The organism is Pedobacter sp. KBW06 (assembly GCF_003852525.1).
In the GTDB taxonomy this organism is placed as follows: Bacteria; Bacteroidota; Bacteroidia; order Sphingobacteriales; family Sphingobacteriaceae; genus Pedobacter.
Window position 1 is genome coordinate 1712689 of the sequence record NZ_QAJL01000003.1, and the last position, 24257, is coordinate 1736945.

General features: G+C 42.4%; 15 protein-coding genes. 6 read left to right on the forward strand and 9 right to left on the reverse strand.

Features of this window, described 5'->3' with window-relative positions; genetic code table 11:
• Positions 1 to 6: 6 nt before the first annotated feature.
• The 8 genes from DBR43_RS21865 to DBR43_RS21900 all read right to left on the reverse strand — a co-directional run bounded on the left by DBR43_RS21865 (position 7) and on the right by DBR43_RS21900 (position 11576).
• Positions 7 to 924 carry a dihydrodipicolinate synthase family protein gene (locus tag DBR43_RS21865; RefSeq protein WP_124584676.1) on the reverse strand — a complete coding sequence of 306 codons (918 nt, stop codon included), beginning with the start codon at positions 922 to 924 and terminating at the stop codon, positions 7 to 9.
• 292 nt (positions 925 to 1216) lie between these two features.
• The gene (locus tag DBR43_RS21870; protein WP_233603147.1) at positions 1217 to 2119 is read right to left on the reverse strand and encodes an alpha/beta hydrolase; all 903 of its coding nucleotides are present in this window, start codon (positions 2117 to 2119) and stop codon (positions 1217 to 1219) included.
• A gap of 85 nt (positions 2120 to 2204) precedes the next feature.
• Complete coding sequence (locus tag DBR43_RS21875; RefSeq protein WP_124584678.1) at positions 2205 to 3119, reverse strand: helix-turn-helix transcriptional regulator; 915 nt, start codon at positions 3117 to 3119, stop codon at positions 2205 to 2207.
• Positions 3120 to 3237: 118 nt separating this feature from the next.
• Positions 3238 to 4998 (reverse strand): RagB/SusD family nutrient uptake outer membrane protein, encoded by a 1761-nt coding sequence (locus tag DBR43_RS21880; RefSeq protein WP_158622572.1) that lies wholly within the window; start codon positions 4996 to 4998, stop codon positions 3238 to 3240.
• 29 nt (positions 4999 to 5027) lie between these two features.
• Complete coding sequence (locus DBR43_RS21885; protein ID WP_124584682.1) at positions 5028 to 8522, reverse strand: TonB-dependent receptor; 3495 nt, start codon at positions 8520 to 8522, stop codon at positions 5028 to 5030.
• Between the two features lie 221 nt (positions 8523 to 8743).
• Entirely contained in the window at positions 8744 to 9880 is a 1137-nt protein-coding gene (locus tag DBR43_RS21890) for a FecR family protein (protein ID WP_124584684.1), read from the reverse strand.
• 69 nt (positions 9881 to 9949) lie between these two features.
• Positions 9950 to 10513, reverse strand: coding sequence for an RNA polymerase sigma-70 factor (locus tag DBR43_RS21895; RefSeq protein ID WP_124584686.1), 564 nt, complete (start codon positions 10511 to 10513; stop codon positions 9950 to 9952).
• Positions 10514 to 10934: 421 nt separating this feature from the next.
• Positions 10935 to 11576, reverse strand: a complete 642-nt coding sequence (locus DBR43_RS21900; protein WP_124584688.1) for a DUF4272 domain-containing protein — start codon at positions 11574 to 11576, stop codon at positions 10935 to 10937.
• 317 nt (positions 11577 to 11893) lie between these two features.
• Between DBR43_RS21900 and DBR43_RS21905 the strand changes: the two genes are divergently transcribed.
• The gene (locus DBR43_RS21905) at positions 11894 to 12409 is read left to right on the forward strand and encodes a hypothetical protein (protein ID WP_124584690.1); all 516 of its coding nucleotides are present in this window, start codon (positions 11894 to 11896) and stop codon (positions 12407 to 12409) included.
• Between the two features lie 42 nt (positions 12410 to 12451).
• On the opposite strand, the gene DBR43_RS21910 is transcribed toward DBR43_RS21905, so the two are convergent.
• Positions 12452 to 14134, reverse strand: coding sequence for an alkaline phosphatase family protein (locus DBR43_RS21910; protein ID WP_124584692.1), 1683 nt, complete (start codon positions 14132 to 14134; stop codon positions 12452 to 12454).
• 402 nt (positions 14135 to 14536) lie between these two features.
• Here DBR43_RS21910 and DBR43_RS21915 point away from each other — a divergent pair, with 402 nt between their 5' ends.
• The 5 genes from DBR43_RS21915 to DBR43_RS21935 are packed head-to-tail and all read left to right on the forward strand — an operon-like array spanning position 14537 to position 24256.
• Positions 14537 to 17467 (forward strand): SusC/RagA family TonB-linked outer membrane protein, encoded by a 2931-nt coding sequence (locus DBR43_RS21915; protein WP_124584694.1) that lies wholly within the window; start codon positions 14537 to 14539, stop codon positions 17465 to 17467.
• A 9-nt stretch (positions 17468 to 17476) separates the two neighbouring features.
• Positions 17477 to 18982: a RagB/SusD family nutrient uptake outer membrane protein gene (locus DBR43_RS21920; RefSeq protein ID WP_124584696.1), complete on the forward strand. Its 1506-nt coding sequence runs from the start codon at positions 17477 to 17479 to the stop codon at positions 18980 to 18982.
• A 13-nt stretch (positions 18983 to 18995) separates the two neighbouring features.
• Positions 18996 to 20003 carry a fasciclin domain-containing protein gene (locus tag DBR43_RS21925; RefSeq protein WP_124584698.1) on the forward strand — a complete coding sequence of 336 codons (1008 nt, stop codon included), beginning with the start codon at positions 18996 to 18998 and terminating at the stop codon, positions 20001 to 20003.
• Between the two features lie 12 nt (positions 20004 to 20015).
• The gene (locus tag DBR43_RS21930) at positions 20016 to 21062 is read left to right on the forward strand and encodes a DUF5007 domain-containing protein (protein WP_158622573.1); all 1047 of its coding nucleotides are present in this window, start codon (positions 20016 to 20018) and stop codon (positions 21060 to 21062) included.
• Between the two features lie 41 nt (positions 21063 to 21103).
• The gene (locus DBR43_RS21935; protein ID WP_124584702.1) at positions 21104 to 24256 is read left to right on the forward strand and encodes a SusC/RagA family TonB-linked outer membrane protein; all 3153 of its coding nucleotides are present in this window, start codon (positions 21104 to 21106) and stop codon (positions 24254 to 24256) included.
• The last annotated feature ends 1 nt before the right edge of the window (position 24257 follow it).

A 24257-nucleotide genomic window follows, 5' to 3' on the forward strand; every position in this document is an offset into this window, starting at 1 on the left:
CCATATTTAGATCCCCCAGCTACCTTCCGGCAATTGCGGACGATTCGCCAATGCATCATTAATGACCTTTAGCACCCTTTCTCTTTCTTCGCCTTTTATTGCCAAACGCGGTGCCCTTACGGTTTCCGTTCCTATGCCTGTAGCGGTTTCGGCAAGCTTGATATACTGAACCAGTTTAGGGTGGATATCGAGCTCCAATACCGGAAGGAACCAACGGTAAATCGCCAATGCTTCGGGAATACGGTTTTGTTTTACCAATCTGAAAATGGCAACGGTCTCTTTTGGAAAGGCATCTACCAGTCCGGCTACCCATCCATGAGCACCCATCACCAGGCTTTCCATTGCTAAAGGATCTACACCTGTAAGGATCTTAAACCTGTCGCCAAAACGATTGATCATCCTGGTTACATTGGAAATATCCCTTGTCGACTCTTTTACCGCCTGAATATTCGGATATTTCGATAAAACCTCGAACATATCCAGGGTAACTTCAATCTTATAATCCACCGGATTGTTGTAAATCATGATCGGTAGTGGTGTGCTCAGGGCAACCGCTTCAAAAAAGGCCAGCGTTTCTTCCGGATCAGCATAATAGCGCATTGGAGGAAGCAGCATTAAGCCGTTTGCACCGAGTTTTTCTGCCTTTTTTGCTGCTGCAACCGCTTTTTTTGTCGTTGGTTCTGCAATGTTCAACAAGACGGGAACCCTGCCGTTCACCACCTTTAAAGTGTGTGACAACAATTCAAACTTTTCTTCATCACTCAATACGCTCGCTTCTCCTAAAGAACCACCCAGGATAATTCCACCGGCGCCTGCGGCCAACTGCGCCTCCAGGTTAATGTTAAACATGTTAAAATCCAACTCATCCTGATCTGTGAATTTTGTCGTCACAGCGGGAAATACCCCATTCCAATTGATACTCATACGTTGTTTGGTTTATTTTTTAATTAAAAACAGGGACTGATTATTTTTCATAGCCCTTGATCAGAATCAAATTTAGGCGTTTAAAAGGCCTGCAAATGCCCGGATATTAACCAATATGCCCTGTAAATACACCAGAACATCTTGCTTAACATGAATGGATTTTGATCATTTCTGCAAACAAAGGTGGAAGAAGTTACCCCCATTATCTGTGCGCCCGTTATGGAAACGTCCTTAGGCAAGGTGCCGGAGACTGGACCGCTCCTTTTTCTATATGCCAAAGTAATCGATGATATCAGAACCCGTTCTCCTCCAGCCAGTGCTGGCACATGTCGATCCATTTATCTTTATTTTTAGGATTGTCTAGTCCAAATCCGTGTTCGCCAGCCTGAAAAATATGCATGCCTGCTTTGACTTTAGCTTTCAATAAGGCATCAAAAAAATCAAGGCTGTTTTTAACCGGTACGGTATCGTCATCTGCGGTATGCACCAGGAATGTCGGTGGTGTATCGGGGCTCACATGTTTTTCATTGCTAAAGCGGTCTAACAATTCTTTAGATGGCGTCATTCCGATTAACCGTTCCCTCACCCCACTTGGGATTTCTGGATCAAAAAGAATCACCGGATAAACCAGGATCATAAAATCAGGCCGCAGGCTGATATTTTCTTTGTTATCGATCACCGTCCATCCCTGATGTGTTCCCAATGTAGTTGCGAGGTGGCCACCGGCAGAGAAACCCACAACACCAATTTTATTCGGGTTTATCCCCCATTCTGCTGCCCTTTTACGGACGATGAGCATCGCTCTTTGCAGGTCCTGTAATGGCCCGATCGTTTTATCGATCATCACCTTATCATTTGGCATCCGGTATTTCAAAACAAAAACAGTAACGCCCATTTTATTAAAGGCTTTTACCGTAGCCAAAGTATTTTCCATAGCTGGCAAAACCAGATAACCACCACCCGGACAAATAATGACGGCAGTTCCCGTCGCTGTGCCTTTTTCCGGAAAATAAGGCCTGATGTTTGGATTGCTTGAATTGCGGGTCAGACCAGCACTATCGACATACTCCACATAATCTGCCGGAGCTATTTTTGAATTGGGAATCATGCCTTCGTACAAAGGAATGGCCTTCTCCTGGCCATAAGAAGGCTTAAAGAATAGGGCCAGCACTAAAATTAAGATTACTTTTTTCAATGTTTTCAGATTTACTTAATCATACAATTGATTGACATCAAAATTATGCTTTCAGCAAGAAGGGAAATATGCAGAAATGCTCAATCTACCCCTGCAATTTCCTGAAATTCAGAGGCTGTATACCGTAACCCAATTTGAAAGCGCGACAAAAAGCACTGACATTTTCAAAGCCAGTCATCCAGGTAATTTCATGAACCGGTTTATCCGTAAACTTTAACAAATCAGCCGCATGTTTCAGCCGGACCCGGATCAGGTATTGATGAGGAGTGATGTGAAAGACAGCTTTAAACTGTCTGACCAGTTGAGGAACCGACAAACAGGCTAAGCTGCTGATATGAGCCAGGTCTGTATGTTCCATATAAGTTGAATACAGGATGTCCCTGGCAATACATAACCTTTTGTAGATTTCAGTTCTTGTAGTTGGTTTAAGCGCCGCAACCTGTCCTACGCGGTTAAAAGCGGATTGATGTGTCCGGATGAGCTGATGCAATAAGAAAACCAGGTGTTCATCCATCATGTTCTCCTGATAACCCTGTTGGTCAAGCAAAGTCAGCAGTCCTGATAACTGCAATTGTAATTCGGGTGTGATCTGGTTTAAAGTCTGAAAAAACTCCAGGGTCTGCGCGCCATTATTGAGGGGTTCGTCCAACAAGAATGACTCCGTATGCAAGGCATCGCGAAATACAGCGGAGGCAAATTCCTTTTTAAAAAACACCGACAGGATCCTTAATTTTTCGCCATTATCACTCCTGCAGGAATAGTTCTGGTCATCGTTTAAAATCAGGAATTGTCCTGGTCTGACCGCAAGTTTCCGGCTATTAATGCCATACCACTCTTCCCCGCTCAGCACTGTTTTAAAAGAAAGGCAGCCGACATGACTGTCGCAATTACTCCCACTGCTTTCTGCATTAAAAATGATGTTGTGCTTCCTGAATCTGCTGAAATGTAATGCTTCATCAAATCCTGGTTTGGTATGGTCTGGCAGACTTGTAAAATACATACCTACAAGATAATGATTTCCGCTAAGATCTTAAAAAAGAAACAGGTACGCGACCAAACGCACCTGTAACTTCATTAACCTAACCGGAGAGCGTTAGTTCTTTCTTATCTTTTTTTTATTACCATCCCGGGTTCTGTTTAATGTCCGGATTCAGGCTCATTTGGTCAATTGCAATCGGAGCCAGATAATCTCTTAATACATTAAACTGATAGCCGGAAGCCATCGCCGGAATATTTTTAAACAACTCGATATAGCCATTGGCGTCGACCGGATAAGTAGCAAGGCTGGCAGCCGGAACCAATCCAGTCCATTGACTCAGGATTGCTCCTTTTGGTTTCCATCCCACCAGTAATTCATCAGCCGCAGCCCAGCGATACACATCATCTCTGCGGTATCCTTCACAGGCCAGCTCTATCCTTCTTTCTCTGCGCACTTCATTGATTACCGGGCTCAGCGTTGGAAACTCCCATTTAGGATCGTTCACAATACCGCCTACCATCAGGTTAGGCATGCCTACACGGCTTCTTAGTTTGTTCAGAGATAAATCGGCATCTGCCTGACTAAAAGTTCCCAATTCAGCTTTGGCTTCTGCATAAATCAGGAGTGCCTCTGCAAACCTGAAAATGATGTAGCCTGTGGTTCCTCTGTCCTGTTGCTGTGTATAATCCGGATTATGTCCTTTATACACCTGATACCCGGTAGCTGGTTTCTGTTCATTTGGAGAGGTAAAAGTCGGTACTTCAAAAATTGCAGCAGCAGCTCCGTTTGGTCTGTTGTTCGTAACGATATGGTTTCCGTCATTCACATATAGGGTTTGCAACATCCGTGGATCTCTGTTTTTGACTACATTTAGCAAGTTGGCATCTCCCTGATACAATGGATTCCCGGTAATTGGTTTTCCATCCGTACATAAATAGTAATCGATCAGATTTTTGGTGATTCCTCTTCCTGCACCTGTGTTTGTATAGCGGTGCCAATAGTGGCCTCCATTTGCATTCAGGTCAAACTGTCGCCAGAGCATGATTTCCGGATTTCCATTGTAATTACTTTGATTGAACAATTTCCAATAACCATCCGTTCCCGGTGTAGCGGCCAATCCGTTTCCATCCGGATTGTCAATCAGGTCTTTAGTTACCGTTGCTGCCTTTTGCAGGAATTTAGTACCATCGGCACCACTTACTCCGAAAGGGGTATTGGCATGGTATTTCTCCCAGGTTCCTTCGAAAAGTGCAATTCTTGCCTGAAGCAATTGTGCAATCTGTTTATTTACCCTGGAAGGTTGAGCTTTGCCTTTAGAAGGCAGGTAATTTACTGCTTTATCCAGGTCGTTCATGATGGAATCTACAATGACTGCCCTGGATAAGCGTGCACCCTTTAACTGATCCAATACCGGGTTCAGGGGCGTATTTATCCATGGAAGGTCTCCGAATTGTCTCAGTTTACCAAAATAAAACCATGCCCTGAAGAACAATGCTTCACCAACATAACTTTTTTGATTGTCCCAGGCTGCGTTTACCTTATTGTAATTCACCATAAAATAATTGATATTCCTCAGCATGCTCCAATCTCCCGGAGCCCATCCCCCACCAGATCCCGGCACCACCCTTGTTCCGTTTAAAGGGCCATCCACAGACATCGTGATCATATTGTCGCTGCCCTGATCCGCATCCAGTCCGTAAGGGCCTATGGTACCAAAGCCACCGATGGTAGAAGGAAAGGTCGAATAAAAGTTATTGACATAGAGTTGAAGGTCGTTGGGTGTTTTCCAGAATTCCGCTTCACTAATGCTTGTTTCCGGAGTCTCATTCAGAAAGTCTTTCTTACAGGCAGCCAGAGTGGTCAGGCCTGCAAGAATCAACAGATATAGTTTATTGCGCATAATCGTATTTTTTTTCATTGCCTGTAGAATTAAAATGTCACACTTAGTCCTGCTGAATAGCTCCGCTGAAGCGGATATACTTTTCCTTCGTTTAAAGTCAGTTCAGGATCAAGTGCCTTGGTAAATTTGGTAAAGGTGGCCAGGTTTTCGATGCTGACATAAAACCTTACTTTACTGATATTGATGCGGTCAAGCAGTGCTTTTTTCAGGGTGTAGCCCAACTGAACATTCTTGATCCTCATATAGGCTGCATTTTGAAGATACTTGCTCTGTACCTGTGTATTTTTACCGTTTTGTTCACTCATGTAATACTTAGGATAATATCCATTCGGATTCTCGGGAGTCCACCTGTCCAGATGGGTTGTAAACAAAGAGCTTTGCCATTCATCACCTACGATACCCCAGAAATAGTTACCTCCGATTGCAGCATCACGTTTTCCTACCCCCTGAATAAAGATCATAGCATCAAAGCCATTCCAGTTTGCATCGGCAGTAAAGCCATAGCTGTATCGTGGTGTGTTATTTCCGATGACCTTACGGTCGCCGGGATTACTGAGTGTATTTGTTCCGGCATCAATTTTACCATCTCCATTTAAATCTGCATACCTGATGTCCCCTGCGGTCCATGGATTGCCGTTGATTCTGGATTGGGAAGGTGCAGCAGCAACTTCTTCCGCACTTTTGAAAAAGCCTATTGTTTGGTATCCCCAGATCTCTCCCATTTGCAGTCCCTGATAATAGGTCCCTAAATCGCCTGTTGGATTTGGATAACGCACCACTTTTGCTTTATAATCGCTCAGTACTCCTTTCAGTCCATAGCTCACATTGCCGATTTTATCTCTCCATCCGACAGATAGTTCCCATCCTCTGGTTTCAATGGCAGAGTTGTTAATCCCCGGTGCTGAGGTTCCTAAAATTGCTGGCAATGCAGCTGCTGGTCCCATTACATCATTTGCTTTACGGATAAACCAGTCGAAAGTTGTATTCAACCTGTTGTCTAAAAAGGCGGCATCGGTTCCAAAGTTCAAAGTGGAAGTACTCACCCAGGTCAATGACCTGTCTACCAGACCAGGCTGACTTACCGCAGCTTGTCTTGATCCACCAAAGAGCCAGGATGTACTGGTCGGACTCGTCGTTCCCAAGCTCGGATAGAAAGGATAATAGTTATTTTCTAAAAACAACTGATCTCCCAGTTTGCCGTAAGATCCCCGGAATTTCAAAACGTTCACATATTTTTTTACCGGTTCAAAGAAAGCCTCCTTATCGATATTCCATCCCGCAGAAATTCCCGGATAAGCTTTCCATCTTACATCAGACAGGAAACGGGAAGTTCCATCATAACGGGCACTCAGTTCCAACAAGTACTTTTCTTTATAATTGTAATTAAATCTTCCAAAAAAACCTTCTGAAGCCAGTTTTCTAACACCATCAGAGATAGAAGGCGTAGTTCCATACGAAGTAGACAATGATGGAATATTATCCGAATATAAGTTTGTGTTGCTCGCTCCATAAGATTGGAAAGCGTTATAATCGCTTACAAAACCACCCATCACACTCAGATAATGGTCGCCCAGCTGTTTTTCATACTGAGAATAAATGTTCACTACCTCATGCTGGATTCTTTCGTTATACCTCGCATATCCATTAGGAGTAGTTCCTCCAACGGTTGCCTGTGAACCATCCGGTAAAAAGGTATACAGGGTTTTCAGGTGTGTACTTCTGTCGAAATAGGTTCCATCAAAAGTATAATTTGCCGTTGCAGTCCAGCCTTTTACCAGTTTCAGGTTCAACTCTCCTGTCAACAGACCTTTATCTTTAGTCGTAATTTCTCTTCCTCCCTCACTCTGCAACTGGATATTACTTTCTGCAGAGATCCGTCCATCGGGGTTGTACAATTGTACCGTAGGAAACTTGCGGGCAATCTGGTGCATATAAGCCCTTTCGCCACCGCCTGTTTGCGCGGCATAGAGATTCGGCGTATCGAACAACTCTCTGGAAAAACTCCCCCTGAAACTAAAAGTAAGCCATTTGGTAACGTCAGTAGTTAGGTTTGTTCTCAGGTTATAGCGTTTGTATTTATCATTTCCATAATTATACATACCGCTTCTGTCGTTAAATCCGGCACCTACAAAATAGCTGGAAGATTCCGATCCTCCGTTTACACTCACATTGTGTTGCTGACTATAAGAACGGTCTTTATAATAGATTTTAAACCAATCGTTATTTGAATTGGCTGCATTCCAGGACAAATAGCTGTTGTTTGCCGGGTTGGGATCTTTTATCGTTTCGGTAGTCAACGCACCCGATTGATAATCTTTAATGCGCTGCAGCGTTGGTGCATCATAGAAAGGAGACCTGCCCGCGTTCACAAAAGCTTCATTATAGATGTTTGCAAAATCCAGGGAATTCACCATCGTTGGCAAATTGAAGATTTTGTTCATCGAAATGTTATTGTTGTAGGTGATGCTTGGTGTCTTTCCACGACCACCTTGTTTGGTTTTAATCAGGATCACTCCATAGGGAGCACTTGATCCATAAATCGCCGCAGATGCCGCATCTTTCAATACAGAAATATTCTCAATATCATCCGGATTAAGGCTATTGATATCACCTCCCTGAATTCCATCAATTACAATCAATGGCGAAGCGCTTGTTCCAAGGCCTGTATAGCCACGGATATTAATACCCTGCGTTGCATTTGGTGATCCCCCAGCCCCTCCGATACTGATATTCAGGTTGGCTACCTGTCCCTGTAAAGCCTGAGTGACCCTTGTGATCGGACGATCGGCAAGGTCTTTTCCCGTCACCTGTGCTACGGCACCGGTAAGGCGCGTTTTTCTTTGGCTCCCGTAAGCCACCACAACCACATCATCCAGTTCGTTGGGTTTTGGGAGTAGCTTAATGACCATATTTTGAGAAGAGGCCTTGATTTCCTGACTGATATAACCAACAAAGGAAACTTCAAGAGTTGCATTCTCCGCGACATCTGAAAGGATAAAAGCACCGTTTTGATCGGTAACAGCTCCCTTATTTGCACCTTTAACTTTGATAGAGGCGCCTGGCAAAGGACCACCATTCTCATCCACTACCTTTCCTCTGACCTCCAGGAAGCGCAGGAACTGGTTTAATTTTTCAGAGATGACCGTTTCTTTTTCCCTGATGACTACGATTTTATCTTCAATTATGTAGGCCAAAGGCAAGTCTTTAAGACAGACATCCAAGACTGTTTCAAGAGAAGCGTTGTTAAAATTTGCATTTACACTGGTGGTATTTTTTACTTTTTTTGCCGACCAGATGATGTTATACCCTGTTTGTTTATTGATTTCATTAAACACTTGTTTAAGGGTAGCATTTTTTCTGGAGTAGGTCACTTTTTGTGCAAAGCCTGTTGCACTTACCTGCAAGGCGGTTGCGATTAAAAAGATGACGGTCAGCTTTATACTCACCAGAAATTTTAGGGTATAGCCGGGAGGCACACCAAGACTTTTAGTATAATTTTTATACATTTGGTTGTTCTTTTTCATCTGACTGCCACAGCTTTCGAAGGTTTCGGGCAATCAGAAAAGGATTTAAGAAAATGGTTGAATCAATTGTTTTCAGTGATCACAGAACATTCGGTCAGGGGCGTTCCAGCGCTCCTGATCTCGTTATCTGAATTCTGACAGCGGTTCGGATTTAAGGGTCTTTTCCTTGAGGTTTCATACTTGGTTAGGTTTGGTTAGTAATCTATTTTCTTTCTGGTCTCTTATTTCTTTTGTTTGATGATGATCTTATTCCCTTCCAGCTTAAAGCTCATTGTTGTTGTGAGTTCCAACATCCTTAATACTTTAGATACTTTCTCTGATCTGCTGACAATTCCTCCAAATTCCAGTTCCTTAAGATCAGGGTCCTGAAATTCGACCTCCACATCGTACCATCTTGACACCTTCTTCATGATGCTTTCCAGCGATTCATCATCAAACCTGAAATATCCCATTTTCCAGGCCATCACACTTTCCAGATCTGCAGGAAGAATTTTAATATTTTTTCCGTTGAGGATGGATTGTTGTTCTGGCTTGAGCAGGGTTCCATTTACGCTTACACTGCCCTCCAACAGGGTGGTATAAGTATTTTGTTCGTCAGGATAGCTGCTAATGTTAAAATGGGTTCCAAAAACACTGACTTCCTGTCCGGCTGAGCTCACTTTAAATGCTTTTTTCGGGTCTTTGGCTACTTCAAAATAAGCTTCTCCTACGAGTTCCACTTTACGCTCCCTGGTGGCCGAGAAATTTGTTGGAAACCTGAGGGAGGATGCGGCATTTAGCCAGACTTGTGTTCCATCCGGCAGGTTCACCTGATACTGACCCGCCCTGGGGGTACTGATGGTATTGTATTCTAACTTACTTCCTGCGGAAGGCAATACCGTATAAATCAACTGGTCATCTTTTCCTTTGGTAATTTTCACACCAGCCTGTTCTGCAAGTTTTCCGGATTTAAGATCGGTCAGAGAGAGCCTGGTGCCATCCGCAAGTGTAAGAAAAGCCTTATTTGTGCCTGGTGAAATATCGCCGTTGGCGAAATTCTGCGGAACGTTCTGAAGATTTGAGGGATAATGGTAGAAGAATAATCCGAAGGAAAGACTGATCAGCAGGATTGCTGCGATCGCGAAACGGTAGCGGATCAGAAAAGGTTTTTCGGGACGGATCTCCTGCTGGATTTTTTTAAACATCCTGCTTTTATGCCAATCTTCATTGTTGACAAACGTTTCCGGAATATCCAGTTCCAGGTCCTGGTCTCTATTGTACCAATTGGCAAATTCGACTTCTTCTTCCGCTGTAATTGTCTTATCCAGCCATTTAGAGGCCAGTTCCTGGTATCGTTTATTTTCTTTAGAATCGTCCATCCGTTATAGGGGCTATATAACAGAGGTCTCTTGTGAAAGACGAATCCCTTACTCCGCTGAAAAATATTTTTACAACAAGGTCATCATAAATTGATTTAGCCCTGCACGCAAAGATTTCATCGCCTTTCCTAGATGTGCTTCAACCGTCTTTTCAGAGATCTCCAGCTCTTCCGCAATCTTTTTCTGAGACAAGCCCTGTTCTTTACTCATTCGGTATACCAGGCGGCATTTTTCCGGTAAGGCACAAACCAATTTCTCCAGCCGCTCTTTAAGCTCCAGAAAATCCAGCCATTCCTGAGTAGAATCATCGGCGATTCCTTTCATCCCAAGACTATCAGTGTACTTTTGTTGATGGTATTGCTTGTCCAGCGCTTTGATGACCCTATATTTTACAGATACAGACAGGTAAGCGGATAAACTGGAAGTAATCTTTAAGCTTTCTCTCCGGTTCCAGAGGGAAACGAAAATATGCTGTACAATTTCTTCTGCCTCTTCCAGGTCCCTGACTTTATGTGCTGCAACGAGAAATAGCTTTTTCCAATACCGGTTATAGATCTCTGTAAAGGCCGTATGGTCTCCATCTTCCAATAAGCCAGTTAATTCCGGATCAGTAAAACTGCGATACCTATTCATGATGCGCTCCTTTTCTTAAGTTCTAAAGAATAAGACCATAGAGATTGGCCTTGCTGTATTGTGTTCCCTCACAATTGTAACAAAATAATTAGGTAAAAAGAACTGAGGGATGCCATAAAAAGTTGCGCATACGTTTGCATTCGACATTTCAAACGTATGCGTAAATTAGGTAGTCTGAAAAATCAATGGCGTAATTTTGACCGGCAATAGATATTGACATCTTAATATCAAGAAATCATGACATCATGATACATTTATACGTTTATAAACGAGGTCCTGATTTTCCGGCTGTTTTGAACTACTTTGAGCGCAGCAAACATAAAACTCCTTTGAAAATATTTTTCATTTCCTATTGAAATGCTTTTCACTTTCGTTTTAGTCCTATTGATCGTCTTTTATTTTTTTTCATTTTGAAGACTGCTTAAGTCCCCATTTCTACATCATCCCAGTCATTTGTTCTATTGAAAGCCCATTCCAAAGCTTTTCGTCTTTCATATACCTGTCCTTCGTTTAGCTTTGGTTCACGGCCATTTAACCTTTCGTCAACACAATACCAATGAAGGCGATAATAGTAATCCAGCGTGGTGTAAATCTCCAATTCAGGCCGAATTTCTTTTATGTTATCAAGCTTTTCATTGGTATCACCATCTTCCAGATTTGGCAATAGAGAAGCCATATTGTCTCCCACATGTTTTTCGGCCTCCAGCTTATCCACCATCTTTGTCAGCCACATCAATGCCCATAAGGCTTCCAGATACCACATTAGTGTATTGATCTCTTCTTCTGTTAGTTCTTCATTTTCCTTTGCTAAAATCTCTTTTTCTGAATCTGAAAGAAACGCAGTTAGTTTTTGAGCTTTGATCCATTCATCAATGATATAAGTAGGTGCTTCAAAGGCAATGTTGATCATTGCATTCATGACCGACATACGTCCTTTTATTTCTTCGGCTGTCCTTAACTTCGGTGTATCTAAGATTGGCAGCCAATTGTTGACGCGGAATCCTTTTTCGTTAATAATCTGATCGTTTTCTAATTTTATTTGCTGTTTCTGTTCGTCTGTCATAAATGATAACTGCTAAAGTTTAAAGTAATGTCCCAGGATGCTCAATAAAGAATCCGGATGGTCTTCCAGCTATACAAAAACCATGCTAAGGTATCCCATTCGAAACTATTCGAAAAAAATCCTGATTTACTTAACTTCTATAAAATGACTGCCAAACAAAATTTACACAGTTTTTATTACATTTATCATCACCACATGACTCAGTTGCCAACGATTTAAAAACCAGGCCCTGAAGCTTTTTAAAGAAGAAATGATAACAGAGCCGTCTTTAGCGCCAATCCAATAATCAGATAGATCTTATAAATTGACCAATAAGCATGAAAATTGAAACCGGATACTATTTAGAGAAATTTCAAAAAAGCCTGGAGCAACTGGATAAACAGGAAGCTTTTCATCAAAAAAAGCTGGAATGTAAAGTTGGGATATGGTTAGACTCTGTGGTGTTAAAAATTCAGAAACAAAACTGGACCAATGCCTCTGCTGAGCCTTTTGGGGAGGGCATTTTCTTCTCTGTCTGGTTAAACGACGAGTCCATCGGAAAAGGTAAACTTTACTATAATATACACGCCTTAAAATTAAGAGGACTAACAGGACATACCATCAAGAGCAGAGCATTTGCGGAGGCTTTCAGATTGCAATTCAAATCTTTTGAAAGTAAATGGCCAAATGTCAGTGTAGATTTTGGTCCTTTGACACTTATGGAGGGCTGGGTCTCTATTATTGATCATGAACAGATTCCGGATATCGTCACAAATTTGGCTTCCGGATTCTCAGAAATAGATTTTATTATTAATGATTTACTGTCGGAAAGAAAAATAGGGTTAAAAAGATAAGTCGGATATACCTATGTTTTTAACCCTATACGAATAAATTGTTTAATTATTGATCCAGACCTTACCGTCAAGGCTCCATTCCGGCCTTATTGGGATGCGTAACCAGGAGTAAACCTGCGCTGTGACATCAACAGTTTTGGGCACATCGGCCTGCACAATTGCACTACATAAATTCTTTCCTGTTTCTTCCCATTTAGGCGCACCAAATATTTTCAGATTGCTATTTTTAAGGCTATAATCCTTCAATATTGCACCTTTTGCATCATTTCCTTTCCACCAACCAAGTAAGTTTTCGTAATAAGGATGATTTGTTGTAACAGTCGTATCACATTTGGCATATGTAGCCAAAGTAGTGGGATCGATCACAGTATTCCATAGCCTCACATCTGCAAAATTTGCCTTAAGCTCATAGCCCCATTGGTTTCTGCTGTTTATGGTTCCATCTTCAAGGATAGCCAGGGTTGCCTTTTGATTTCCTTCCCAGTTTGTAACCCCTGATACATTAATTTCACCAAGAAAGGCGCCATCCTGATAAATTTTAGCAAGACTGCTTTTATTAACAGAAACGGCCAAATGGTGCCATTTACCATCGCTTAATACCGCTGCAGTTTCCGGTGCAACAAGATCTCTTCTGTTTGCAGAGATTCCGTCTCCAACATTAAACCTCCATCGTTGTCCCGAAACAAATAAACCCCATCCGGGATTACCTCCACTCCCCCAATCCTTATTAGAGGCAAATGCCGGATCACTTTTCATGCTTACATCCACTTTGACACGCATTTCGAAAGTAAACTGTGGATACTTGTTGAATTTATAAAGACTCGAATCTGAGTAGGCATATTGCAAACCATCTACCTGATTGATTTTTAAGAAGGTGGTATTGGTTTGGGACTTCACAATAGGATTGGCATTAAAACTTTTATTATAAAATACGGTAAAGATGTTCCTTGATTCGTATTCATTTCCACCGTGGCCGGTCAAAGTTCCTCCATGATCTGAAGAAATCACGATCAGCCAGTCTTCTTCATTGATTGAAGCTCTGGCTTCTACCGCAGCAAGCAATTCTCCAACATAGGCATCTGCAGTTGCAATCGCCTGCATATATTCAGGAATTGATGCGTCAAAACCATATTGATCACCCGCAGCATCCAGGCCTTTAAAGTTAACCAGAACCACATCTGAACTGACATCAGCAAGCTGGGCCAAAGCTTTATCCTTCACGGCCAGATCTCCATTCCCGGGGCTTTCCTTTACGTCTGCATCACTAACCAGACTCGCATTTAATGCAGCGTCTGCTGATATTGAAACCGTTTTAAGTTTCGCGTTGAACTCTTTGATGTGCTTAAAAAGCATGGGGTATTTCTCGAAATTATTTCCTGCATAACCTTCGCTGATCACGCCATGTTTTGCTCCCCAAACACCGGTTAACGTTGAAGACCAGCCGGTACTTTCCAGGGTAGGGGCTTCTGTCAACGCATCAAAACTATAAATTGAATTGGTCAGCATTTTACGAATGTTAGGGATCGGAGCTTTTAAAATGACATCGCCCCTCCCCCCACTTATGCCTACGATTAAAACTTTCCGATGTTTTCCCGCAGGATTTCCATCATCAGTTGCTCCGGTCAGATCATACCTCGGTTTGTTACAGCCCGCTGCAATGAGCAGCAGCACCAGTATCAAAAGTCCGCTACTTTTTGTACCAATTCCATTGTAAAATTTTCTCATATCGTTTAATTTTTCTTAGCTAATAAAATCCAAATCTTAGTGTAAAAACAACACCATAACGATGCAAAGCATCGAGGCTAATAATTTAGTATATGTAAACTTATTATTTCAATAATATTAATGTAACATTCCAATAAACGCAGACATCAAAGCAGTAATACGCACTAAAGTAGTATGTTACAAAAACAAGCAACTTAAATGGGCTACTGAACAAAGTTTACAAATATTAAAAAAAATATTTTATTATCTGCAATTTTTATTTTACAATTGCATTACAATAGCAATCCATAGCTATTCAGAGTTTTCGAAAAAAACAGGGGAATACGAGAACTTTTTTTGATTAAAGCTCAGCTACCAACAACATTATTTAAATAATAGTAAAACACTAATAAACCAAACTCTATGCAAAATTGTTACTCACTATTTTCGCGGAAACTATTAGCGATAGCATTACCATTAAGCTTCTTAATGCTGGCTGTTGAGGGCTTCGCTCAAGATGTAAAAATTGCCAGCCGGACAGACACTGCCAGGTCGGTAATTGATACTTTGGCAAAGTTCTCTGATAAGAGAAAGATTTCCGACCTCAACATTGCCAAAGCAATTCAAACTCCTTTTTCAAACATCGTGCAATTGCTTCAAAGCAATGTCACCGGGCTCGATTACCGCAGAACCACAGCTGAACCCGGAGTTCCCTCCTCCACATTAATCAGGGGTACATCAACCTGGTTTATCAACGGAAAGAGCAGCTATTATGCACAACCCACTTACGTAATTGATGGTGTTCCCATGATTGTAGAACACCCTTTTGCCTTTGACATCAAACCCTATGATTACGAGAGAATAGGCCCTAACACAGACATTAGCTCTATTATAGACCTAAATGACGTCGCTTCCATCAGGGTATTAAAAAACTATGGGGAGAGTGCAAAATACGGCCCCCTGGCTGCGAACGGCATTATAGAAATCAATACAAAGCGGCCTTATGCCAATCAGGGAAAAGTACTATTCAATACCTATTTCGGATTGAGTCAGAAAGGAGCCGCAAACACGGTCAATGGGGCATTTGAGAATGATTTCAGGATGCAGTTCTACAACAAATATGCTTCTGCTACCCTTAAAGCGAATTACCCCATTTACCTCTCTGATGCCTCTCAACAGGCCTATTTTGGTGCAGCAAACTGGGACGAGCTATACTATAGCAACAACTATATTACCGGGAATTCCTTCTCGATCTCGGGTGGTAAGCAGCGGGCAAATTTCTCTTTCGGAGTAGGACAACAAAGAGAAGCAGGAACCGTAGACAAAACAGGCTTAGACCGCTACAATGTATACCTGAAAATCAACATCCTACCCATTAAAGATTTAGAAATATACACCAACCTATCTGGTGCTTTATTGAACAGAAAACGCAATCAATCTCTGTTAAGCAGGTATACTGAAGAAGAGTATTTACCCGATTTAACCACCCCTCTTCCGCCAAATAAAGATCATCTGGACATCTTTTACCGCAATTCGGAGAAACTTTCAGACGTCAATAAAAATGCTTACCTGCAAGGCCAGCTTATTGCCAAGTATAATGTATCTGATAAAATTCAGATCAGGTCACTTTCCGCGATGGTGGTTGGCGACAATACCAGAGAGTATTTTGTGCCTGCTTCCATTAACGAAGGCAATAGTTTCATTTCTTATTACACAGGCTTCAACAGAAGGGTATACATGGATAACTCCATTTCTTACAACAATAGCCTGAACGGAAAGCACAGAATTTCGCTTACCCTTGGTCAGACCCTGCGGTATGACAAGTACAAATACGACTATACAAAAGCATACCGGGGTCCTTCAGACTTCATAAAGGTTATTAAAAGCAATGGTTATCAAAACAATACGTTCGATCCAACCATGGTATTTAGCTACAAAGACTACGTGAACCAAAACATGACTTCTTTTTACGGAAGTATGGGCTATAGTTACCAGGAAAAATATGGCATTGAGGTAATGTTGCGTACAGATGGAAGTTCAACATTATATCAAAACGGGACCAGCTGGTTCTTCTCTCCATCAGCAAATGCTTACTGGAATCTAACGAAGGAAGATTTCCTCAGCAAATCAAAACTGATTAACAATTTAAAATTGTATGCTGGTTACGGCAGAATAGGTCGTACATTTTTAGACAACAATGGATATGGCCCGGGATATACAGTAGACATCGGTTGGAGCGGCAGTCAAAACATTCCCTCATATGCAGGAATCCCAACCCTAAGCTTACCATTTAGCAAAGGCTACGTTGGTTTTGGCTTAACCTCACCCTACACCGAACAATTAAACCTCGGTTTTGACCTCTCTATGTTCAACAACCGGATCAATACCAATATTGAACTTTATTCCAAGTCTGATAAAAACCTGGCTTTACAGATCCCTACTCCCTCTGAATATGGCTTTAGCAACCGGCTTCTGAATGGCATGAACGTAAGAAACCAAGGGATTGAACTGAGTTTAAACGCCCTCGTGATTCATGGCAAAGACTTCCAGTGGACTCCGGGGATCAGCATACAAACCAATCAGAACAAACTGATTGCTTTACCAGGCAATGCAACCAGCATCATTAGCAACAACAGAAAAATAACGATCGGTAAACCAATCGACAATTACTGGCTACTACAGAATGAGGGGATTTACAATACCGATGCGGAGGTTCCTGTCAATGCCAGTACAGGCAAAAAACTCAGCTATAACGGAATCCCATTCACCGCAGGCGATCCGATATGGAAAGATACCAATGGTGATTTTGTGATTGACGACCGCGATAAAACACTTAAAGGTCATATCAGTCCTAGTCTCTCCGGAGGAATCAGCAACAATTTCAGCTATAAAAACCTCTCTCTAAGCATCTTATTTTCTTATGCATTAGGTCGCGACATCATCAACAGTCAGGTAGCAAATCATTTTGATTTTGCCAACAGAGAAGGTATAGATAAGTTAAGTGGCATCAAAGAAATCACCTTCTGGAGTAAAACAGGAGATTACACAAAGTACCCGGTTTACAATCCATGGAGCTCTGTAAACCCCTATCAGACGGATCAGACGCTGTTTCTGGAAAATGGGTCTTATGCCAAACTCAGGTCGGCAACGTTAAGCTACGACCTGAGCAATGCCGCATGGTTTAAAAGGCGTAAGATCTCAGGAATTCGGGTCTATGCCACCGGAAACAACCTGTTCACCATTACCAATTATACCGGCGCAGACCCCGAACTGGTCAACTATATGGGTTACGATACCGGCTACGGGATGCCTATACCGAGAACCTACACCATTGGTTTGAACCTAACTCTTTAAAGCAGTCAAATGAAAACAAAACTACTATTTATCATAACCGGCCTCCTGCTTTTAGGCGGTTCCGGATGCAAAAAGACGCTCGACGTCAATACTACCAGTCTGGTTATGGCAGAACAGATGTGGAAGGTTAAAAATGATGCCAGGTCGGCAGTTTTTGCAACCTATGGTCTACTTCGTGCTGCTTTATCCAATGAGAACGCCTTCTTTGTCTATGGCGAATTAAGGGGAGGAGATTTTAAAGTCTCCAACAGACAGGACATCAGCGCTGTGACAAAGCAGGATTTGAATGCCGATTACGGCTCGATGGCGGAATGGAAAGACTGGAGAAGATTTTACGCCGTTATTGCACAGGCAAACCTATGCCTTGAAAAACTCCCGCTGATCCGTCAGAACGATTTCCGGTACCGTCAGGAAGATTTAAAACTTGACCTCGCCAATATCCGGTTCTTAAGAGCCTTGTCTTATTTTTACCTGGCCAGAATCTGGGGTGATGTACCTTTGATCAGGTCGAATGTGGAGGGGGATTTCACAGAAAAACCACAGACACCTGAAGCAGACATTTTAGCATTTGCTGCATCAGAGGCTGCTGCAGCTGCTGCAGATTTACCCTGGCGTTATAATGGCTTATGGCCTGAACAAGAGGGCTTATATTATGCTCAGACTGATGCACAACTCCAATCCATTATCGCCACCAAAGCCGCAGCCTATGCCCTTTCTGCTCATATTGGAGCCTGGCAGGGTGATTATGCTACTGCAGAAAAAAACTGCAGGTTAATCATCGATAACAATTCGAATGGAGGATACAACACTACATCAAGCTCTAATCTGACTTCTCCAAACGGTGTATTTACCGGGCAGGGCTTCAGTGTAATCTTCTCCATTAACTTCGCCGCAAAAAATCAGGAAGCTTCAGTCAGAGGTCATGTGGAAGACTGGACCTTAAGTGAACCTTTTATCCCCAAGAAAACAGCAGACATTTATGTCCCTAAAGACAGCATCACCAAAATATTCAATGAACCTAACGATGCCAGGTTCTCATTGGCTGCGGATGGCTCTACAGTAGGAGATTATTTCACCAATTTTAGCAATACTGCACCCATGTTCTCCAAGATCAGGAACCTGAGTGTCTCCCAGGTCCCGGTATTTAAAAGCTATCAGTCGGCAATTGTAATTTTCCGTTTTGAGGAAATCCTGCTGCTTCGTGCTGAAGCTGCGATATTTCTAAATTTCAGGTCGGATGCACTCAGTAACCTCAACAAGGTGAGGACTGCGAGAAATCTGTCTGAGTTCTCCTCCACAGACAATCAAGTGATCCTGGAAGCCATCTTTAAAGAAAGAAGGAGAGAATTGCTGGGTGAAGGCTGGAGATGGTATGACCTGGTCAGGTTCAAAAAAGTCAAAGAATTCAGCAAGTTAAGCGCTTCAGATATCGCCAATGGCGCAACCAAATGGCCAATTTCCAAGGTCGTACTGAGCAACAACTCAAAATTAATTCAAAATAATTTCTGGCATTAATAAACCTAGACTCATGTTACGTAAGCAATTCATACTTCTTTTATCTGTACTGATCACCGCCATTGTGCTGACACAAGGTTGTTCGAAAACAGATGACACCTATAGAAACAGTGTTCCCATTAATAAAGTGGACCTGAATGTATATGATTATCTCCTTAGCAAAAAGGAAACTTTTGAGACCCTTGTTTATATTGTTGATCAGGCACAGCTGGCCGACACGCTTCGAAAAACAAAGATCACCTTTTTCGCGCCGACGAATCAGAGTATTTTAACTGCATTAGAAAACCTCAATGTCAACAGAAGCCTAACAGGCCTGCCGCCTTTAAAAATCACAGAAGTTCCCCCTTTTATATGGAGAGCAATGCTGATGCGGTACATCATCCCGGGTGAATTTACCAGTGAAAATTTTGCATTGGCGGACGGACTGGATGTCATCACCATGAACAAAAGAAAACTACATGTAAATGCACAGGCTACCACAACACAAGGCAGCATGGGCTCCGGCAGTTTATTATTAAAATACAGTGACCTAAATGGCTCCCGTTTCACCAAGGACTGGGTTTTCTCATATGTAACCAGCAGCAACCTGCAGGCAAAAAACGGGATCATTCATACCCTGGAGCCCAGTCATGTTTTTGGCTTCAGGAGCTTTGTCCAGTTTGCCGGCACTCTGCAAAATCTATATTCAGACAGGTATTATATTTCTTCCGGAAGGATTATTTTACCCACCGCAACCCGCGACTGGCTGGAACTCGGTAAAGAACTCATCGCGATTGACGAAAGTACCGTACAAACTGACGGGGCCGATCTAAAGTCCAGCGGATATTTTATGCGTTTGAAGGTAAATCCGGAAAACAACCTCGTAACGGTTAGCCCCGCGCCTTCTTCCGTTAATCAAACCCTGAGAAATAATGGCGATTGTCATTACGACCCAATCAACCAGGAGTTCGTACTGAACTACAAATACACGACAAGCGCCGACCGCTTCATATCAGAACGTATCAAACTTAGAAACTATTAAATGAGGACAAAAATGATGTTCAAAAGGAATATAAATATACTGTATGCCGTAAGTTTAATGGCATTCTTCCTGGTGTCCTGCAAGAAAGCACCAGCAGAAAAAGATTACCTGAGCGATAAAGCCACCTTTTCAAATGTGGCCATCTATGAACCCGTTTTAGGTAGAACTTTTTTATACAAAACCAATTTTAGTGCAGATGGATCCAGTTATCCTTTAAATTTCTCATTGGAGAATATGCGCCATTTTGATGGCAGTGCAGCCCCTGAGCTGATGAAGTCTGCCCAGGTTTTAGAATGGACTGGTTTATACGACGGCAAAGAAAAAACGTTAAAGGAAATTGAAGAGAAACGGAGAGTGGTGAATAAGCCATTCTTTGAAATCAGACCAGGCTCCGGAGATCTTATCTTCTATAAATCAGGTTCAGGAATCGTCAGCTCCTATCCAAATGAAGGCTATCTTTTTGACATTAAGGTTAGCAATAAGGGGAACGAGCGGCTCATCAAAAATTTAAGGTTACGCCCGATTCAGGATATTGCCTATGAACCTTTCGAATATGATCCCTATACCAGAATACGGAAACAAGAGTCCAGGGTAAGGCCAAACGGAGTTCCTTATACCACTGCATTTGTTAATCATGCGACCATGTCCAATGTCTACCTTTCCAAAGACACCCTGATGAACGACTCTCTGAGCAGGGTTTATTTCAGGAAAACAGGAAATGGCAATTCTTTAACCTTTAAGTTTTTTGATAAGGATTCTGCAGTGATCGACCCGGCCAGGTTTAACCTTACAAAATGGGAAGAACTGGTACATGGGTTCAACCTCATCAAAACCAACACCCAGGTGAGTTATGAGGTGGCCTATCCGATCCCGCTGACCGACCTGGATACAAAGTTTGCCATATCAAATAAAGCAAAAATCAATATTGGCTATACCAGAACAGGTTTCAGCTCCACGAGGATTGATGCCAATCTGCTGTTAAACTTCAGCATCTACGAAAAGGGCGATTGGGTAATTATTTTCAAGTTCCAGCGAACGCCACGTTTCCAGAACGAATAATGCCAAACTAAAAAATTTAATTAAAACCAAACAAAGATATTATGATGCCAGGATTTACAAAATTTCTGCTTTTCAGTTCGGTACTTCTGCTTCTCTTTTCGGGCGCATTATCAGCCCAGGAGGTGATTACAGTAAAAGGAAAGGTGTTAGAAGGTACCGAACCTCTTCCCGGGGTGTCCATTTCGATGATCAATGCCAATGGCAAAAAGCAAGCCATAGCAAGTACGGACAATGACGGGAATTTCAGTATTAAAGTGAGCAAAACTGCGAAACTTGAATTTAATTACATTGGTTATTCCAGTAAGATTGTAGAAGTAAAAGGTCAGACTTACCTCAGTGTAAAGATGATCTCCAGCACACAGAATCTGGAAGGAACTGTTATTGTTGGTTACCAGCGCAAAACCAAGGAAACAGTTACCGGCTCTGTCACCAGAATCACTTCAGATCAGATCAAGGACATTCCGGTATCCAGTGTTGAACAACTTTTGCAAGGTAAAGTTGCCGGTCTGAACATCCAGAATAATACCGGAGCACCAGGATTCAGAGGCTCTACAGCCATCAGGGGACTATCACAGATTGGCGTGAAGGGTTCCGGAAATAACGCTTATCTAACCCCCTCTTCTCCTTTATATGTCGTAGATGGAATCCCTATTGATGCCAATTCCGGATTTGAGTATGGTTTCGAATCAAAAGGTCCGGGGACAAGTCCGCTTGCACTGATTCCACCTGAAGATGTGGAATCGATAGATGTCATGAAAGATGCTGATGCAGCTTCTCTATATGGTTCCAGAGGCGCAAATGGGGTAATTGTCATCACGACAAAAAGAGGAAACTCCCCTGTTCCGATCATTCGCCTGACCAGTAGTTTCTTTGTCAACACCGTCCCACAACTGAGACAAACCATCGGAGGTAAAGAAGAAAGAGACAACCTGATGAACAGGATTATCAATACGAATGATTACCGGGAACTTTACAAAGTTTCTTTATCTCCATTCCTGTCTGACAGCTTAAATGCGTTTTACAACAATGCAACCGACTGGCAGGGCTTGTATTATCAGCCCACCTTTAACCAAACCCACAATCTTTCAGTAAGTGGTGGAAATCAAGGATTGAACTACAAGAGTAACCTCAACTATTATAACGAACGCGGAGTGATTAAAAATACCGGTTTTGACCGGTACTCCCTGTCTTCCCAGGTCAACTACAAACCAAATCCTAAATTGAATTTAACAGGTTCTGTAACCTTATCCTTGGGCAATAAGCTGAAAGGCAGCGGCAATGGGCTTACGGATGTCGGTGCAGGAGGAAGTCTGAGCTCTTCCTTATTACCAGGTCCTTCCTATTTCCTGAACGATTCCAGATTTACCAGCGCACTGAACAGTAAAAATGATTCCAAGACCTATAGCGTATCTTCTTATCTGGATGGATCATATGAACTCCTTCCTGCCCTGAGACTGGGAACCACATTGAGCGTTTCTTACCTCCAGAACAATGAAGATTCCTTTATTCCCTCTCTGGCCAATAATGATCGGTCAAAGGTCTACGGCTATGTCGGCAGAACCACAAACCTTTACAACAGGACTGCATTAAACTACTCTAAATCTTTTGGAGATGACCATACCATTTATGCTGGTATCTTCTCCGAAATTACCTCCACCCAAAATATCGCCAGGGAAGCAAACCTCATAAATGGTCCAAACGACCATTATTTCGGACCGCTTGGCTACTCTTCCTTATACAATGGCTTTATTGGAATTACACCAAACCTTGAAGATCCCAATGATGCCAATGATTTCAGCAAAGTTCACTCTGTTGGCGCGGGCGCTAATTTCTCCTATGATTACAAGAAAAGATATGTCGTCAATTTCAACTATCGTGCAGATGGCAACTCCTATGCAGGCGTCAAGTCCAGATGGGCAAAAAGCCCCTCTTTAGGTGCAAGATGGAACATCGAAAAGGAAGATTTCGTAAGTCATTTTAAATGGCTTGATTATGCTTCTGCCAGATTTTCTTATGGAATTAACCTGAGGCCCTCTACCAATGTTTATGCTTCTTTGGGGTCTTACAGCGTGGCCGGGAATTATAACAATATACCCCGGATCAGTCCAAAACTTGGGGTGATGCCTAACCCTTTTTTAAAGCCTGAACGTGTGGAACAGTACAATGCCGGTTTTGACATTAGTGTCCTTAAAAGCAAATTCGGATTAACAGTTGATGTTTACCAAAAGGTCATCACAGACATGCTATTTACACAGGACCTCGCCACCTCTACCGGTTTCAGCACCGTAATCACCAACAGTGCTTCCATGATGAACAAAGGGATTGAACTCACGTTAAACTTCCGGCCTTTGCCCAGCAGTTCCAAGCTTTACTGGAATATGAGCGTAAATGGAGCGATTAACCGCGATGTTCTCCTGTCACTACCAGGTGGGGCAACCCAGCTCCTTTCGGATGGAGGTGCTATCATTTCTAAGGTAGGCAGAAATACACAAAACAACTTCCTCTACATCTCGCAGGGAGTTTACAGCAGAGATCAGGATGTACCTGTGGATCCGGTAACCGGAAGGGCTTACAGAAATGCCAGAGGTGGCGAATATAAGGGCGGGGACTTAATCTACAAAGATGTAGATGGCAATTTCATTACCGATAAAAATGATTTGCAAATCGCCGGCAATCCTGTCGCCAGGCTCACAGGTGGTTTTTACTCCGTCCTGACTTATGGTAAATTCGGATTAACACTTAGCGGAAGTTTCACTGTTAAACGTGATTTGTTAAACAATGCCTTATCCTCCAGCCTCAGCAACAATTACAACCCATTCTCAACCGATAAATCGGCGATGGTAGACATTTCACAGTACAACTACTGGAAACAGCCCGGCGATCAGGCAAAGTATCCTAATCCCTTGAGATACCTGAGCAATACAGATCCATACAATTCTTCGCAAACCTTATTTCAGGAAGATGGTACTTATTTTAAGCTCAACTCCGCGACGTTTAGCTATGCCCTTAAAAAGGAATTTTTAAACCGTTACGGGATCAACAACCTCAGGTTTTATGTGACCGGAAACAACCTGTTCATTCTTTCGAAATACTCAGGACCAAATCCTGAAAACGTAACCGAGCTGGGACGCGACCGGATAGACTCTTATCCCAATTCTCCATCTTATGTACTTGGTCTTAACCTTGAATTTTAAA